This is a genomic window from Reyranella sp. GW821-FHT14A01 (assembly GCF_058803965.1).
Genome location: NZ_JBXAPM010000007.1, coordinates 120,819 through 137,617, shown reverse-complemented (window position 1 = coordinate 137,617; position 16,799 = coordinate 120,819). Strand labels below are relative to the sequence as shown.

At 65.1% G+C, this 16,799-nt stretch carries 13 protein-coding genes; 9 read left to right on the top strand and 4 right to left on the bottom strand.

Annotated features, from left to right (window positions below; translation table 11 throughout):
- Positions 1 to 342: 342 nt before the first annotated feature.
- The 4 genes from AC1ROX_RS13855 to AC1ROX_RS13840 form a co-directional block, all read right to left on the bottom strand.
- Entirely contained in the window at positions 343 to 1,221 is an 879-nt protein-coding gene (locus AC1ROX_RS13855; RefSeq protein ID WP_493126467.1) for an ABC transporter permease, read from the bottom strand.
- Positions 1,214 to 2,032 carry an ABC transporter ATP-binding protein gene (locus AC1ROX_RS13850; RefSeq protein WP_493126465.1) on the bottom strand — a complete coding sequence of 273 codons (819 nt, stop codon included), beginning with the start codon at positions 2,030 to 2,032 and terminating at the stop codon, positions 1,214 to 1,216. The genes AC1ROX_RS13855 and AC1ROX_RS13850 overlap by 8 nt, the downstream gene beginning before the upstream one ends.
- A 2-nt stretch (positions 2,033 to 2,034) precedes the next feature.
- Complete coding sequence (locus AC1ROX_RS13845) at positions 2,035 to 3,063, bottom strand: ABC transporter substrate-binding protein (protein WP_493126463.1); 1,029 nt, start codon at positions 3,061 to 3,063, stop codon at positions 2,035 to 2,037.
- 188 nt (positions 3,064 to 3,251) lie between these two features.
- Entirely contained in the window at positions 3,252 to 5,588 is a 2,337-nt protein-coding gene (locus AC1ROX_RS13840; protein WP_493126732.1) for a Tex family protein, read from the bottom strand.
- A 403-nt stretch (positions 5,589 to 5,991) separates the two neighbouring features.
- Here AC1ROX_RS13840 and AC1ROX_RS13835 point away from each other — a divergent pair, with 403 nt between their 5' ends.
- The 9 genes from AC1ROX_RS13835 to AC1ROX_RS13795 all read left to right on the top strand — a co-directional run bounded on the left by AC1ROX_RS13835 (position 5,992) and on the right by AC1ROX_RS13795 (position 16,787).
- A complete protein-coding gene (locus tag AC1ROX_RS13835; RefSeq protein ID WP_493126461.1) occupies positions 5,992 to 6,357 on the top strand; it encodes a hypothetical protein in 366 nt (121 codons plus the stop codon).
- Between the two features lie 41 nt (positions 6,358 to 6,398).
- Entirely contained in the window at positions 6,399 to 7,412 is a 1,014-nt protein-coding gene (locus AC1ROX_RS13830; protein WP_493126459.1) for a TRAP transporter substrate-binding protein, read from the top strand.
- Positions 7,413 to 7,478: 66 nt separating this feature from the next.
- A complete protein-coding gene (locus tag AC1ROX_RS13825) occupies positions 7,479 to 9,344 on the top strand; it encodes a TRAP transporter large permease subunit (protein WP_493126457.1) in 1,866 nt (621 codons plus the stop codon).
- A 128-nt stretch (positions 9,345 to 9,472) separates the two neighbouring features.
- The gene (locus AC1ROX_RS13820; protein WP_493126455.1) at positions 9,473 to 9,919 is read left to right on the top strand and encodes a hypothetical protein; all 447 of its coding nucleotides are present in this window, start codon (positions 9,473 to 9,475) and stop codon (positions 9,917 to 9,919) included.
- 441 nt (positions 9,920 to 10,360) lie between these two features.
- The gene (locus AC1ROX_RS13815; protein ID WP_493126453.1) at positions 10,361 to 11,836 is read left to right on the top strand and encodes an ABC transporter substrate-binding protein; all 1,476 of its coding nucleotides are present in this window, start codon (positions 10,361 to 10,363) and stop codon (positions 11,834 to 11,836) included.
- The gene (locus AC1ROX_RS13810) at positions 11,833 to 12,855 is read left to right on the top strand and encodes an ABC transporter permease (RefSeq protein WP_493126451.1); all 1,023 of its coding nucleotides are present in this window, start codon (positions 11,833 to 11,835) and stop codon (positions 12,853 to 12,855) included. The genes AC1ROX_RS13815 and AC1ROX_RS13810 overlap by 4 nt, the downstream gene beginning before the upstream one ends.
- A gap of 5 nt (positions 12,856 to 12,860) precedes the next feature.
- Positions 12,861 to 13,745 (top strand): ABC transporter permease, encoded by an 885-nt coding sequence (locus AC1ROX_RS13805; RefSeq protein WP_493126449.1) that lies wholly within the window; start codon positions 12,861 to 12,863, stop codon positions 13,743 to 13,745.
- On the top strand, positions 13,742 to 15,442 hold the full coding sequence (locus AC1ROX_RS13800; RefSeq protein WP_493126447.1) for an ABC transporter ATP-binding protein: 1,701 nt from the start codon (positions 13,742 to 13,744) through the stop codon (positions 15,440 to 15,442). Before AC1ROX_RS13805 ends, AC1ROX_RS13800 begins: the two co-directional genes overlap by 4 nt.
- On the top strand, positions 15,426 to 16,787 hold the full coding sequence (locus AC1ROX_RS13795; protein ID WP_493126731.1) for an NtaA/DmoA family FMN-dependent monooxygenase: 1,362 nt from the start codon (positions 15,426 to 15,428) through the stop codon (positions 16,785 to 16,787). Before AC1ROX_RS13800 ends, AC1ROX_RS13795 begins: the two co-directional genes overlap by 17 nt.
- Positions 16,788 to 16,799: the final 12 nt, after the last annotated feature.

Genomic DNA, 16,799 nt, shown 5'->3' with positions numbered 1-16,799 from the left:
CGGAACGGCGACGTCTAGCTCAGTGACATCGACAGAAGTCGCCCGCGAACGACATGCGTGTCGCCGCGATGCGAACTCGGGAAGGAAGCGCATTCGTCATGGCGGACAGGTCGCATCGTCCGTCGCTTCCGTCAACGCAGCCTCGGGCCCACCGTGAACGACGTTATCTATTGCCTGGCTTCGGAAAAAACCCGTCGATCGACGCGATTAATCTCTTGGTCGCCATCCGCAGCGGATAAAAATTTCCGCTGAACGCATGGCGTCGAAGATGTTGCCAAGGCGATGGCGGCAGGGGATCCGGGTCGTCCGGTCGGAAGGGTTGTTATGTCGCAGCCGATCCGGTCATCGCTGCATGCCCCAGCGCCGCACCGTCGCGCGTTCTATCGTCCGGAAGATCACGCCTTCGACGAACAGGCCGAGGGCGATCACGGTCAGCAGGCCCGCAAAGACATTCGGGATTTCGAGCTGGTTGCGGTTCTCGAAGATGTACCAGCCGAGACCGCCGCCGCCGGAGCTGACGCCGAACACCAGCTCCGCGGCGATCAAAGTGCGCCAGGCGAAGGCCCAGCCGACCTTGAGCCCGGTGAGGATCGCGGGAAACGCCGCGGGCACCAGGATCTTGAAGGCAAAGCGCGGGCCGGTGAGGCCGAAGCTCTGGCCGGCGAGGCGCAGCGTCTCGCCGACGGTGCGGAAACCCGAATAGGTGTTGAGGGCGAGGGGCCACAGCACGGCGTGCACCAGCACGAAGATCAGGCTCCCTTCGCCGATGCCGAACCACAGAAGTGCGAGCGGCAGCAGGGCGATGGCCGGCAGCGGATTGAACATCGCCGTCAGAAGGTTCAACAAGTCCGTGCCGGTGCGGCTCGAGATCGCCGCGAAGGTCAGAAGCAGCGCGCACGCCGCGCCAAGGACATAGCCCGTCACCAACAGCTTGATCGACGTCCAGGCGCGCAGCAGCAGGGGCCCGTCGAGCAGTCCGTGCCACAGCGCATCGAGCGTGTCGGACAGCGTCGGCAGGATCAGCGGATTGGCGACGAACGTGGCATAGGCCTGCCAGAGGGCGGCAAGGATGACCAGCAGGGTCGCCTGGCGCACGGCGTCGATGCGAGTGAGGCGCTCCCACAGCGTCAGGGAAACGACGATATCGACGTCACCGCCGACGCTTTCGACCTCCCGAACGAATTCTGGCCGGTCGAGAGGCTGGAGGCGGCCACTAGCCACGGGCGGTGGCCCGCTCAGGCTCGACTTCGGTCCCGTCGCCGAAAAGCAATTGATGGATGCGATGGCCCAGCGCCGTCTGTGCCTCGCCACCCGTGTGATCGCCGGACGCCTGCGGCACGTTCAGCTCGGCGCGGACCTGTCCGGGGTGCGGCGACAGAAGCAGGACCCGGCTGCCCACGACGATGGCTTCCTCGATCGAATGGGTGACGAAGATCAGGGTGAAGTCGACGTCCTCCCACAGGCGCAGCAATTCATCCTGCATCTGACGCCGCGTCAGCGCGTCGAGCGCGGCGAACGGCTCGTCCATCAGCAGGACCTTCGGCTCCAGCGCCATCGCGCGGGCGATGGCGACCCGCTGCTTCATGCCGCCGGACAGCATGTGCGGGAACAGTTCGGCGAACTTCGCAAGACCGACCCGCTGCAGCTGCCGGTCAGCCCGCGCCGCCGCCTCGGCCTTGTCCACGCCGGTCTCGACGAGGGGGAAGATGACGTTCTCGCGCACCGTCTTCCATGGCAGCAGCTGATCGAATTCCTGGAACACCATGATCCGGTCGGGGCCGGGACGCTGCGTCAGCTTGCCGTCGAGGCGAATCTCGCCTTCCACGGGCTGAATGAATCCCGCGATGGATTTGAGGAGTGTGGACTTGCCGCAGCCGGACGGTCCCAGGATGACGAACCGGTCGCCGCGATGGACATCGAAGCTCACGCGGTGGACGGCCCTCACCAGGTGGTCGCGTGTCTTGTACTGGACGGTGAGGCCGCGCACCGCCAGCAGCGGATGCGGCAGGGCGCTCACGGAGGCGGCGGTCACCGTCAGCTGCCCTGCAGCTCGTGGATGTCGGCGAAGAAGTAATCGCGCCACGAGGCGGGGCGGTTCTTCAGCGTACCCGTCCGCTGCATGAAGTCGGCGAACTTGTAGCTGTTGACCGGTGCGGCGCTGTAGAGGGCGCTCGGCGCCTCGATGATCTTCTGGATATAGGCCGGCGTCAGTGAGGACTTCTCTTCCTCGACGAAGATGGCAGCGGCGGCGGCCTTGTCGCGATTGATGAAATCGATCGCGTCGCGCACGCCGTCGAGGACGGCCTTGTAGACCTTGGGATTGGCGGTGCGGACCCTGCCCGTCGTGAAGATCGAGGTGACGGTGCCGAGGCCGCCCAGGATCTCTTCCGACGAGAGCAGCCGGTTGATCTTCGGATTGTCGAGCTCCTGGTAGACGAACGGCGCGTTGCCGAAATGCCCGGTGATCTCGCTCTTGCCGGACATCAGCGCGATGTAGGCCTCGGGGTGCGGCAGCGTGACGGTCAGCTTGTCGAGCCGTGTCTGCTGCCCGGCACCGAATGCCTTCTCGGCCGCCATCTGCAGCAGGACAGCCTGATGCGAGACCTTGACCGCCGGCAAAGCGATGCGATCGGTGTCCTTGAGGTCGGCCAGCGTCTTGAGCTCGGGGCGGTTCACGTTGAGAAGCACCGCGGAGGCGTCGAGGGAAAGGACACCGCGAACGTCGAGATTGCCGCGCGTCTTGTCCCACAGCGTCAGCAACGGGCCGAGGCCGGCCGTCGCGAATTCGATGCTGCCCGAGATCAGCGCGTCATTCACCGCGGCGCCGCCGCCGAGCCGAACCCAGTTCACCTTCAGCTGATCGATGCCGGCCGCCGCGGCCCGCGCCTCGATCAGCTTGCGATTGCGCGCCACGATCAGCGGTAGAAACGTCAGGCCGAACTGCTGGGCGATGCGGACTTCAGAGATTTCCGCGCGTGCGCTCGAGACAGGAGCGGCGAGCATCGACGCGGCGAGTCCGCCGGTCACGGCGCGGCGGCTCAGTTCAACTGATCTCTTCGTCATCGAAATCCTTGCCCGCAGTTCAGCCGATAGGTCGGCTGCGCGAACGTGACCGTCGCATCCCGAGGAATCAATGAAGAGAGTTCATCGATTCTCTCGCCGATGAGGGAAAGACTTTTCGCAATCGGCCGATTGCGGGCATTTAATGTGCGAAAGCCGGCGCGGCCGAGAAGTCGGCGTGAGCCGGTGGCTCAGCGCGAGCCGAAGCCGGCGCGTCGAAGAGCGTCGGCCATGGCGTTCCCGGGCGCGGCAGCCTTGCCGCGCTGCAGCTCGGACTGAACGCGCTTGGGCGCGGCACCGCCGTCGGATCGACCGCCCGTCCGCGCCGGCTGCTTGCCGACCTCGTCATCGAGCCGCAGGGTCAGGCTGATGCGCTTGCGCGGCTTGTCGACCTCGAGGACCTTCACGCGCACGATATCGCCCGGCTTCACCACGCTGCGCGGATCCTTCACGAAGGTCTTCGACAGGGCCGAGACGTGCACGAGCCCGTCCTGGTGGACGCCGACATCGATGAAGGCGCCGAAGGCGGCGACGTTGGTGACGACGCCTTCGAGTATCATGCCCGGCTCGAGATCGTTGAGCGTTTCGACGCCGGCCTTGAACTCCGCCGTCTTGAAGGCCGGACGCGGATCGCGGCCCGGCTTCTCCAGCTCGCGCAGAATGTCGGTGACGGTGGGCAGGCCGAACTTGTCGTCGACGAAGTCTTTCGCGGACAGGGCACGCAGGGCGGAGGCATTGCCGATCAGCGCGTCGATCCTGCTCTTGGTCGCCGCGATGATCCGGTGCACCACCGGATAGGATTCCGGATGCACGGCCGAGGCGTCGAGCGGATCGTCGCCGGCCGGGATGCGCAGGAAGCCCGCGCACTGTTCGAAGGCCTTGGGCCCGAGCCGCGGCACGTCCTTCAGCGCCTTGCGCGAACGGAAGGCGCCGTGCGTGTCGCGGTGGGAGACGATGCCCTGGGCCAGTCCCTGGCCGATGCCCGAGACGCGCGCCAGCAGCGGCGCCGAGGCGGTGTTGAGGTCGACGCCGACGCCGTTCACGCAATCCTCGACCACGGCATCCAGCGACTTCGACAGCTTGAACTCGCTGAGATCGTGCTGGTACTGGCCGACGCCGATAGACTTCGGATCGATCTTCACCAGCTCGGCCAGCGGGTCCTGCAGGCGGCGGGCGATGGACACGGCGCCGCGCAGGGTCACGTCGAGCGTCGGCAGCTCTTCCGACGCATAGGCCGAGGCCGAATAGACCGACGCGCCAGCCTCCGACACCACCACCTTCTGCAGCTTGACGTCCGACAGGCCCTTCAGCAGCTCGGTCGCCAGCTTGTCGGTCTCGCGCGAGGCGGTGCCGTTGCCGATCGCGACCAGCTCCACCTTATGTTCGCGTACCAGACGCGCGAGGATGGCCAGCGCCTCGTCCCAGCGTCGCTGCGGCTCGTGCGGATAGATCGTGCTGGTCGCCACCACCTTGCCGGTGGCGTCGACCACGGCGACCTTCACGCCGCTGCGGAAGCCGGGATCCAGCCCGAGCGTGGGCCGCGTGCCAGCGGGCGCCGCGAGCAGCAAGTCGCGCAGGTTGGAGGCGAAGACCCGCACCGCTTCTTCCTCGGCCGCGGTGCGCAGGCGCAGCCGCAGGTCGATCGACAGAACGACCAGGATCTTGGTGCGCCAGGCCCAGCGCACGGTCTCGGCGAGCCACTTGTCGCCCGGCCGTCCCTGATCGGAAATGCCGTAGGCGTGCATGATGCGCAGCTCGTAGGCGCTGACCACCACAGGCGTGCCGGCAGGAGGGCGCTTCGCGGGATCGTCCGGCTCGACCGTGAGGCCGAGGATTTCCTCGCGCTCGCCGCGCAGCAGGGCCAGCACGCGGTGCGAGGGCATCTTCACCAGCGCTTCGGAGAAATCGAAATAGTCGCTGAACTTGGCACCGGCCTCGGCCTTGCCTTCGCGCATCTTGGAAACGAGCTGGCCGTTGGTCCAGAATTCCTCGCGCAGCGCGCCGATCAGGTCGGCATTCTCGGCAAAGCGTTCGACCAGGATGGCGCGGGCGCCGTCGAGCGCCGCCGCGACATCGGCGACGTTCTTGTCGGCCGAGACGAAGGGCGCCGCGCTGTCGGCGGGCAGGTTGTTCGGCTCGCCCAGCAGCTTGTTGGCGAGCGGTTCCAGCCCTGCTTCCTTGGCGATCTCGGCCCGTGTCCGGCGCTTGGGCTTGTAGGGGAGGTAGATGTCCTCGAGGCGGCCCTTGCTGTCGGCCGCCATGATCGCGGCTTCGAGCGTCGGCGTGAGCTTTCCCTGCTCGCGGACCGAGTCGAGGATGACCTTGCGTCGTGCTTCCAGCTCGCGGAGGTAGGTCAGCCGCTCTTCGAGGGTGCGCAGCTGCGCATCGTCCAGCGACCCGGTGACTTCCTTGCGGTAGCGCGCGATGAAGGGGACGGTCGCTCCGCCGTCGAGCAGGTCGACCGCGGCCTGGACCTGCTGTTCCTTGACCCCGAGTTCCTCGGCAATACGCGCCTGAATGGAAGCCAGCAAAAAACACCTCCTGGGTCGGATGTCGTTATGTCGGCCTGCGGGTATGAACGGCGCGCCTGTGACTCTTCAAGCAGTTTGTGAGCTTCCACGGACAGCGCCCATCCACAGCAAGATTTCCCGCTTGGCTTGACTCCTGCGTCGGGAAGCGAACGTTATCCGCCGGTGCCGTGGCTGGCGCATAATCGAAATAAACGCAATAAACGAAATAAATGAAACGAGAAGCGGGGGTCCGCCAAACGCCCGCGATTCGGGGAAACGCCGTTGCTCTATCTGATCTGGTCTCTGCCGGCCCTGCTTGTCGTGGGCCTGATCGCGAGCGGTCGCGCGGCATCATCGGCACCATGACCCTGGTGAGGCGCTCGTCATTGGTGCCACGTACCTGCTGGGACCGGAGGCTGCGATGCTGGCGACCTACGGGCCGATGATCGTGCTGCGCTTCCTGTGGGACGAGCGGCCGGACCGGGGCGGCCTGCTCAATGCCTTCGTCCGCACCTTGCCCTTCACGCTGGTGATCGGCTGGCTGGTCGTCATTCGCCTCGGGGAGCCCATTCACGAAGCCTTTCTGGATGCGATCAGGATCGCGCCGTTCACGGGTGCGCCGGTCTGGTTTCCGCTCTCGCACGCCGGGACGTGGTTGCTGCTGGCCGGACTCCTGACAGCGCTGTTGCGTGGCCAAAGCTATCTCCTTGGCGCCGAGTTGATCAGCCTGTGCAATCCGTCTGGCGGGCCATGCAGCAAGAATGTGTCAGGGGCGGGGATTTCATAGTATTCCGGCGGCAAGCCAAACGAGTTGGACCGGAGGAAATCATGAAAGTATCTCGCAGGACGCTGCTTGGGGCGTCTGCACTGGGCTCGATTGCAGTTGCGGCCCCCTGGGTCGCGCGCGCGCAGGCTGCGGAATTCACCTACAAGTACGCCAACAACCTGCCGGTCGCCCATCCGATGAACCAGCGGGCCAAGGAGATGGCGGACGCGATCAAGGCCGAGACCAACGGCCGGGTCGAGATCCAGATCTTCCCGTCGAACCAGCTCGGTTCCGACACCGACATGCTGAGCCAGCTCCGCTCCGGCGGCATCGAGTTCTTCACCCTGTCCGGCCTGATCCTGTCGACCCTGGTGCCGGTGGCTTCGATCAACGGCATCGGCTTTGCCTTCCCGGATTATCCGTCGGTGTGGAAGGCGATGGACGGCGACCTCGGCCAATACGTCCGCAACCAGATCGCCAAGGCCAACCTCGTCGCCATGGAGAAGATCTGGGACAACGGGTTCCGCCAGACGACGTCGTCGACCAAGCCGATCCAGGGCCCGGAAGACCTGAAGGGCTTCAAGATCCGTGTGCCGGTCTCGCCGCTCTGGACGTCTATGTACAAGGCGTTCGACTCCGCGCCCGCTAGCATCAACTTCTCCGAAGTCTATACAGCGCTGCAGACCAAGGTCGTCGACGGCCAGGAGAACCCGCTGGCCATCATCGCGACCGCGAAGCTCTACGAGGTCCAGAAGTACTGCTCGCTCACCAATCACATGTGGGACGGCTTCTGGTTCCTGGCCAACCGCCGTGCCTGGGAGCGCCTGCCGGAGAACCTGCGCACGGTGGTTGCCAAGCATGTGAACGCCGCCGGCGTGAAGGAGCGCGAGGACGTGGCCCAGCTGAATGCGGGCCTGCAGAAGGAGCTGACCGACAAGGGCATGGTCATCAACCAGCCCAAGGCGGAGGCTTTCCGCGACAAGCTGCGAACGGCCGGCTTCTACGCGGAGTGGAAGGGCAAGTATGGCGACGAAGCCTGGTCCATCCTCGAGAAGTACACCGGCAAGCTGAGCTAAGGGTGACGCACCCCGGCCTGAAAAGGCCGGGGTGTCTTCTTTCTGCGGATCTGTTCGGAAATCGTCATGAGCGCGCCTGCTGAAAATCTCGACCTGTCCGAGTCGCTTGGTACCCCGAGCCCCGGCGGGCGCTGGAACCTGCTCGAGCCCATCAACGCGATCGCGGCCATGCTCATGCTGGGCATCGTCCTGCTCCTGCTGGCGGGCGTGGCCTCGCGCTACCTGTTCAACTTTCCGGTCATCTGGATCGACGAGGTCTGCTCGATCAGCTTCATCTGGGTGGCGATGCTCGGCTCGGCGATGGCGCTGGACCGCAACGAGCATCTTCGGCTGACCCTGTTCGTGAATCTCTTCTCCGAGCGGCGCCGCAACTTCATCGATGCCTTCGGTCTCGTCGTGGTGGCGGCCGTGCTGGTCGCGCTGCTGCCGCACGCCGTCGAGTACACGATGGACGAGTGGTTCATCACCACGCCCGCGCTCGGCATTCCCAACAGTTTCCGCGTGGCCGCGATCCCGTTCGGCATCGTCCTGATGCTCGTCCTGGTGATCCGCTACGCTCTGCGGTCACCGGACTTCCGGCACCTGCTGGTGGCGTTTGTCGTCGTTGGCGCGATCGGGGGCCTGCTGTGGCATTTCTCGCCGCAGCTCGTGCGGGCCGGAAACTCGAAACTGCTGCTGTTCCTCGTCCTGTTCGTCTCGGTCAGCCTCGCCTGCGGCGTGCCGATCGCCTTCTGCTTCGCCATCGGCACGATCAGCTACCTAGCCTTTGGCACCACGGCGCCGCTGTCGGTCGTGATCGGCCGCATGGACGAGGGCATGTCGAGCATCATCCTGCTGTCGGTGCCGGTGTTTCTCCTGCTCGGCTGCATCCTCGATGCCACCGGCATGGGCAAGGCCATCGTCGATTTCCTGGCCTCCTGGCTGGGCCATATTCGCGCCGGCATGTCCTATGTGCTGCTGGGGTCGCTGTTCGTCGTGTCCGGCATCTCCGGTTCCAAGGTCTCGGACATGGCGACGGTGGCGCCGGCCCTGTTCCCCGAGATGAAGCGCCGCGGCAACAAGCCCCGCGAGATGATCGCCCTACTGGCGACGGGTGCGGCCATGGCGGACACCGTGCCGCCCAGCATCGTGCTGATCGTCCTGGGCTCGGTCGCCGGCGTCTCGATCGCGGCCCTGTTCACCAGCGGCTTCGCCATCGCGATGGTCCTGCTGCTGGGCCTCGCCATCCTTGCCCGCTGGAAGGCGCGCAACGAAGACATGTCGGGCGTCCAGCGGCCGAGCCTGCGCATCATCGGCCGCACTGCGCTGATCGCGGCGCCGGCGCTGGTCCTGCCGTTCCTGATCCGCAGCACGGTTTCGGGCGGTGTTGCGACGGCCACCGAGGTCTCGACCATCGCGGTGCTGTATGCGGCTTTCGTCGGCGTGGTGCTCTACGGCGGCATCAGCCTGAAGAAATCCTACGCCATGCTCGTGGAGACGGCAGCCCTGACCGGCTCGATCCTGCTGATCCTGGGAACCGCGTCGGCGATGGCCTGGGCCATTACCCAGGCGGGCATCGCGCGCGACGTCACCCAGTTCATGGCGGCGATGCCGGGCGGCACCATCGTCTTCATGATCCTCAGCATCGTGGTGTTTCTCATCCTCGGCTGCGTCCTGGAGGGACTGCCGGCGATCGTCCTGATGGCGCCGCTGATGTTCCCGATCGCCAAGAGCCTCGGCGTCAACGACATCCACTATGCGATGACCATCGTGACCGCGATGAACATCGGCCTGATGACGCCGCCGATCGGCATCGGCTTCTACCTGGCCTGCCGCATCGGCAACGTTTCGCCGGATGAAGCCATCGGGGCCATCTGGTCGTACCTGCTGGCGTTGATGGCCGGCCTTGCGGTCATCGCTGCCGTGCCCTGGTTCTCGGTCGCCTTTCTTTAGGAGCGGCGAACGGCGGCGAAACCGTCCAACAGGAAGAAATCTGTATTGGGGAGATCTCAGAAGGCTCGGGGGCGCCATCAGTGGACTATTCACCGGGCCAGTGCTTCCTTCATCACGAGGTGAAACGCATGCCGACGCCCGACGACCTTGAAAAGACCCTGGCTGCTCTTGTGACCGAAAGCGCCAATGAGGTCCCAGAGCCTCTGACGGTCCAGTCTATCTTCTGGCAGCTGATCGATCTCGATAAGAAGCTGCGAGTCCTTCACAGGATGGCAGACAATCGAGATTTGCGGTTCGAGGTGATGACCTACGAGCTACCTTCCTTTGCCAATCTCCGCCCGCCCACCGAGCTGGGCTTGGAGGTCGACAGGGGACTGATCAAGCCGATAGCGGCAGCAACTTTGCTTCTGAAATCGCTCCAGCGCGCACAACGTATCGTTATCGCCGAACCACAAGTGCTGGATGACATTCAACGGTGTATCGATCGCTTCCTCCAAACCCTGCCGCATGCGTGCGCACATCTGCAGCTGCATGGCGCGGATCCAGATTTGTCGCCGCCGCCGGATGATTTTTAGCGCGATTGGCGCCCGCTACGGTCGCAACGTCCGCATGTGACGCGCGAAATGCGGCTCAGTGGACTTCTCGACAGTAGTTTCGAGTGTCTTGCAGCGACATGCTAAGGGCGGGTCGTTTGCAACGAAAATTGCCTCCGTTCGACTCTCATAACGACGAATACATTCGATAGCTGTCGTCGACCACATCAACGACCTTGGAATGGTGATGGCGATGCCGATGCAGGTAGCGCCGACAGGTTCTGCGGCATGTCTGCCGCGGCACATAGCCAGGCCAAGGTGAACTATCCAATGAGTGGAAAAATTGATCGGCGCCGTCTCCTCGGGGCAGGCGCAGCAGGTCTCGGCGGACTGTTTCTGAACACGGCGGCCAGGTCACGCGCCGAAGCGCAGCCAACGGCGAAGGGAGGACCATCGGGGCCGCCCGTGCGCGGCGGAACGTTGGTGTTTTCGGATACCGAGGCGGTCGCCAGTTGGCAGAACCAGAGGCTCGGCACCTACAGTGCCGCCAACCTGACCATTCCGACGAACGTATTCCTCGTCTACTTCGATCCCTACAGGAAGACCTTCCAGCCGTGGGTCGCGGAGGAATGGGGACGAAATCCCGAGAACACCAATTTCTGGTTCAGGATACGCAAGGGCATCACGTTCAGCGACGGCAGTGCGCTCACGCCGGACGTCGTGGCGAAGAATCTCGAGCGTTTCGGGCGCGGCGACGAGAAGCTTCGCATTCCCGTGCATCCGCAGATCGCGCGCGGCTTCGATCATGTGAGGGTGGACGGCGACACCGTCAGGGTCGTGCTGAACAAGCCCAATCAGCAGTTCCTCCGCGACGCGACGAGAAGCAGCTCGGCCATCGTGGCCGAGAAGACGCTCGCGCTCACGCTGGAGGAGGCCGGGCTGCCCCAGAACCACGTGGGCGCCGGGCCATTCGTCCTGCAATCCTACGTGCCCGGTCAGGAAGTCATATTGGTGCGGCGCACAGGCTACAATTGGGTGCCGGCCAGTTCGCCGAACCAGGGCGAGGCGTATCTGGACAGGATCGTGTGGAAGGCGCTGCCCGAGATCGGGTTGCGTACCGGTGCGCTCCTGTCCAACCAGGTGGATGTGGCACGCGGCATCCAGCCGATCGACGAAGCCACGATCGTGGCTCGCGGCTACCGGCTGCTTTCGTATCGACCGCCGCTGGGAAGCGCCAACTTCGCCGGACTGCGGGTGGACAACGAGTTCACCAAGGACCTTCGCGTGCGCCAGGCTCTAACGCTCGGCATTGATCGCGAGGGCCTGACGCGCAGTGCGCTCACGCCGAGCTATCCGCCGCCTCTGTCCATCCTCAATGCCAACAATCCAAACGTGACCGATCTGTCACAGGAGTTCGCCTACAATCCGAACAAGTCCCGCGACCTGCTCGAACAGGCGGGCTGGGTGCGTGGCGCGGACGGCGTTCGCGGCAAGGACGGCAAGAGGCTCCGGCTCACCGTGCCGCTCACCGCGCAACAGGTCGCGCTGGGACCGGCCTGGGAATACATCACCCAGCAGTGGCGCAAGGAACTGGGCATCGTGCTCGATGTCCGCAACGATCCGTCCTTTGCGGCAGCCGCCGCGCAGAACGTGAACGTGCCGTTCGTGGTCAGCCGTACATCGATCATCTCCCTGGGGCAGGCCTTCGGCGGCAAGGGCAACACGGCATTGCTGGGATCGCCTCCGGAGCTCACGGCGCTTTATGAGCGTGAGCTGGAGGCCGCGGACGATGCGGAGTTCAGGAAAGTCCAGATCGAGCAGCAGAAGGCGCTGATCAAGGGGGCGTATGTCATCGCCTACTTCGAAGAAGCGCAGACCTTCGGCGTGTCGCCGAAGGTGCACCTGACGTTCCAGGCGCAGACGAATCCCGACTTCCACAATGCGTGGAAGAGCACATGACGGCCGATCTCGCGCCGGCGGATCGGTTTGGTGTTGCCACGGATGCGAGGACGGCAGGCGCACGGCGGCGGCTGCTCCGCTACGTGCTGTCCCGCATCGCGCAGGCCGGCGTGGTGCTGTGGCTCTCGTATACCGTGACGTTTGTCGCGATCTCGCTGTTGCCCTCCAATCCCATCGACATACTGGCGGCGGACGACAGCGGCGTGATCGACGCGAAGACCGTCGAGCAGATGAAGATCTATTACGGCTACGATCACGGCGTCGTCGAAAGATACTTCATCGAGCTGGGGCATCTGCTGCAGGGGCAGCTCGGCTACTCGATGAGTACCGGTCAGACTGTAGCCCGGGCCATCGGCGATGCCGCGCCTCCGACGCTGCGCCTGACGGCGATCGCCTTCTCCGCGGCGCTGCTGATCGCCACCCTGATCGTCACGACCGCATCGCTCGGACGATGGCAATGGTTGCGTGATGCCGTCCTGCTGTTGCCGCCGATGTTTGCGGGCGCGCCGGTGTTCTGGGTCGGCATCCTCGTGCTGAACGTCCTGTCGTTCCAATGGGGCATCATCTCGGTGTTCCCCGATGGGAGCTTCCTTTCCATCCTGGTGCCGTCCGTCGTGCTGGCGCTGCCTCTGTCGGCTGCCTTCACCCAGGTGCTGCTCAAGAGTGTCGAGACCGTCTACGCCAGCGACTTCATCGAGGTCGTGCGCGCGAAGGGCGCCGGCGCCTCCTGGGTGTTCTTTCGCCACGTCGCCCGTAACGCGGCCGCGCCGGGCCTCACGGTCGCCGGCAACATCCTTGGTATTCTGGTCGGCGGCGCCGTCGTGACCGAGACGGTGTTCGCGCGTGCGGGCGTGGGGAGGGTGCTGCAGACGGCCGTGTCCAAGCAGGACGTTGCGCTGGTGCAGGGCTTCATCCTGATCATTGCCGGGGTCTACGTGTTCGTAAATCTGGTCATCGATCTCCTGTACCCGGTACTGGATCCGCGGGTGCTGCTGACCCCCGGCGCGGCGCGGGCCTGAGCCACATGACCATCGAACAAAAGATCGACTCCCGCACGAACGGGCAAACGGTCATGGGCGTCCTGATCAGGCGCTCGAATATCGCTTCGCTGACCGGCGCGAACATCGCGAATACATTGGCGCTGACGATGCTCGGGCTCGTGGTGCTCTGGACGATCGTGCCGGGATGGTTCACCCCGTTCGATCCCCTGTTCGGCGATGCCGCGGACAGGTTCCTGCCCCCGAGTGCGTCGCACTGGTTCGGCACCGATCGAGCAGGTCGCGACACCCTCTCGCGCGTCATCCACGGCACACACAACACGGTGTACGGCGCGATCATCAGCACGATCATCGGGCTCAGCATCGGCACCCTCATTGGCGTCACCGCAGGCGTCGCCCGAGGCGTCGTCGATACGGTGCTGATGCGGCTCGTGGACGTGTTGCTGGCGCTGCCCGGCTTCCTGCTCGCGCTGTGCGTCGTGTCCGCGTTCGGACCGGGAACGGCCAAGATCGCCATCGGCGTCGGTATTGCCGCCATCGCGCCGTTCGCGCGTGTCGCCCGGGCCGAGGCATTGCGGGTCGTGCAACTGGACTTCGTGGACGCGGCCCGTATCTCGGGCGCGCGGCCGGCTTCCGTCCTGATCCGGCACGTGCTGCTGAACTCGGCGGGACCGATCGTTGCGCTGATTCCGATCGAGCTCGGCGCGACGATCCTCAGCATCGCAGGCCTGGGGTTCCTGGGATACGGCGCCACGCCGCCGGAACCGGAGTGGGGGACACTGCTTTCGGAAGGACGCGACTACCTGGCACAAGCGTGGTGGCTGACGTCGCTGCCCGGGATCGTGGTCCTGTGCACCGTCCTCGCTTCTTCTCGCGTGAGCCGGCTGCTGCAGCGTCGGTTCCGGATATGAGCGAGGCGCGCGTGAGCCCGGCGGAATCCTTGCTGGAAATTGAGAACCTGACGGTCGCCTATCGCGGCGGCTCCCAGCCGGCCGTGGACGGCGCGAGCCTGACGATCGGGAGCGGTGAGGTCGTGGCCGTCATCGGTGAATCCGGCTCGGGCAAGACGACACTCAGCAAGGCCGTCATCGGATTGCTGCCCAGGACGGCACGGATCGTGAATGGAGCCATTCGCATCGGCGGACGGGACATTACCGCATTGCACGAGCGTGAATTGGTGAAAGTACGCGGTCGAATCGTCGGGCTTGTTCCCCAGGACCCGGCGACGTCGCTCGACCCCGTGCAGCCCATCGGTGCGCAGCTTACCGAGGTTTACCGGCTGCACCCTTCGGAACAGCGGCTTTCGCGGGCGGAGCTGCGCGACAGGGCGGTAGAGCTACTGGAACTCGTGGGCATCGATCACCCGGAGGAGCGCCTGCGCCAGTATCCGCACGAGCTTTCAGGCGGCATGAAACAACGCGTGCTGATCGCCATGGCCTTCGGTCTGAGGCCCAGGCTGCTGATTGCCGACGAACCGACCAGCGCGCTCGATGTCACGGTGCAGAAGCAGGTGCTCGAGGTCTTCGACAGGCTGGCGCAGCAGACCGGCGTGGGCGTGTTGTTCGTGACCCATAATCTGGCGGTGGCGTGCGACCACGCGCATCGCGCGGTCGTCATGCGCAATGGCCAGGTATTGGAGAGCGCGCCCATCGGCGATCTCGTTTCCCATCCCAGGCACCTGTACACGCGCGAGCTGATCCGTGCCGCCTTCAGGCCGGGCACGCGGGCCGAGAAGGAACGGGCGATCCAGGCTGAGCCGGCGGTGGAAGTCGCCGGCCTGACGAAGGTGTTCGCGCACGGTTCGGGGCAGCAATTCAAGGCCGTCGACTCGGTATCGTTTGCCGTGGAGGCCGGAAGCACGTTTGCCCTGGTGGGCGAGTCCGGTTCGGGCAAGTCGACGATCGCGCGCCTCATCCTCGGTCTCGCGCGACCCAATGGCGGCACGGTGCGCGTCATGGGGCGCTCGGCCACGGATCTGTCCGGCGAAGCCCAGCGCGGGATCTGGCGCGACATCCAGCTGGTGCACCAGAATCCGCAGGTGGCGCTCGATCCGCGGTTCACCGTCGCGCAGATCATCGCCGAGCCACTGAACGCCTTCGGGATCGGTGACCGTTCCGCGAGGCCCCGGCGGGTCGCCGAGCTGCTCGATCAAGTGGGCCTGCCGCAAGGCGTGGCGCACCGCCGGCCGAGGGAGCTTTCCGGTGGCCAGCAACAGCGGGTCGCCATCGCGCGGGCACTTGCCCCGCAGCCCCGCATCGTCGTGCTGGACGAGGCGCTGTCGGCCCTCGACGTGGTGACGCAAGGCCGCATCCTCGGCCTGCTGGAGCAACTCCAGCGCGACCTCAACCTGACCTACCTGTTCATCTCGCACGACCTGCAGCTCGTTCGCTCGATGTCGAATGCGGTGGCCGTCCTGCAGCGCGGACGCCTGGTCGAGACCGGCCCAACCCGACAGGTGTTCGACGGTCCGCGCCAGGCCTACACGCGCGCCCTGCTGGACGCCGTGCCAGGCCAACGGCTGAGAGACAATGTCGAGCTGCTTGCACCTTCCTCGCTCGCCTTGAGCGCCAGATCGAGTCACGGAGTTGTTCATGACCAAGCCCATTGATCGCCCCAGCCGGCGCCTGTTCCTCAGTGTCGCCATCAACAGTACGGGATCGGCCAATCGGTCGTGGCTGGCACCAGACACGGACTGGACCCGGTTCAGCCACTACGATCACTATCTGCGCTCGGCGCAATTGGCGCACGACGGCCTGTTCGACATCGTGTTCGTATCGGACCATCCGGCGCTGCAGCGCGACAACACCTCACGGCCTCTCCACAGTTTCGATCCGACCGTGCTGTTCTCGGCAATCGCCGCCCAGGTGCCGGATATCGGCTTCTTCCTGACGGCGTCGTCTTCGTACAACTCGCCGTACAATCTGGCGCGGCGGCTTGCGACGCTGGATCATATCTCGGGCGGTCGTTTGATCTGGAACGTGGTGTCCAGTTTCAATCCCGACATCGCGGCCAACTTCAGTGCCGCGCCGCTGCCCGCGCGCGCCGAACGCTATCGCCGTGCCGACGAGTTCGTGCAGTTGGTGAAGAAGCTCTGGTTGAGCTGGGATGCGCCTAAAGGCGATACGCCCGCGGAAAAACTGTGGGACGAGACGACGGCGCGCAAGATCAAGCACCGGGGCGAGTTCTTCCAGGTCGACGGTCCGCTGAACGTGCCGATCGGGCCGCAGGGGCATCCGGTCATCGCGCAGGCCGGTGCGTCGGATGCCGGCGTCGACCTGGCCGCCAAGCATTCGGACATCGTCTATGCCTCCCTGTTCAACAAGCAGGGGGCGTTCGAATACAAGGCGCAGCTACGCGAGCGCGCGCTCGTCCACGGGCGGGATCCGGGCAACATCCTGCTCGTTCCGGGGCTTGTCGTCGTCCTGGGCGAAACGCGCGAGGAAGCCTATCGCAAGCACGAAGCGCTGCATGGTGCCGATGGGGAAGAGGGTCTGGTCCGGGACTTCTTCAAGCGGGCAGCCATTCCGGATCTTTCGGGTCTCGATCCCGACAAGCCCATCGATCCGGCGTTGTTCACTTACTCGCAGGACCAGTTGCGCCCCGTCGGATTCACGCGCTCGTTTGCAGAACTGACGGCGGCGGAGGAATTGACGCCGCGTCAGCTCGTGCGACTCGTCGATGGCGGCCATCGCCTCGCGGTCGGCACGCCGCGAGAAGTGGCGGATACGATCCTGGACTGGTGGGGCACCGGCGCCGTGGACGGCTTCAATATCCATATCCCGGTGCTGCCCGAGGGCATCGCCGAGTTCAATCGCACCGTGATTCCACTATTGCAGGCTTCGGGAGCGTTTCCGACCGAATACGATGGCCTGACCATACGCCAGCGCCTCGGACTGCCGGACCCAGTTCCGGCAGTTGGTGTCTCCGAAGAGCGGCGGGCGACCGCCGGATAGCGGCTCCGGCTC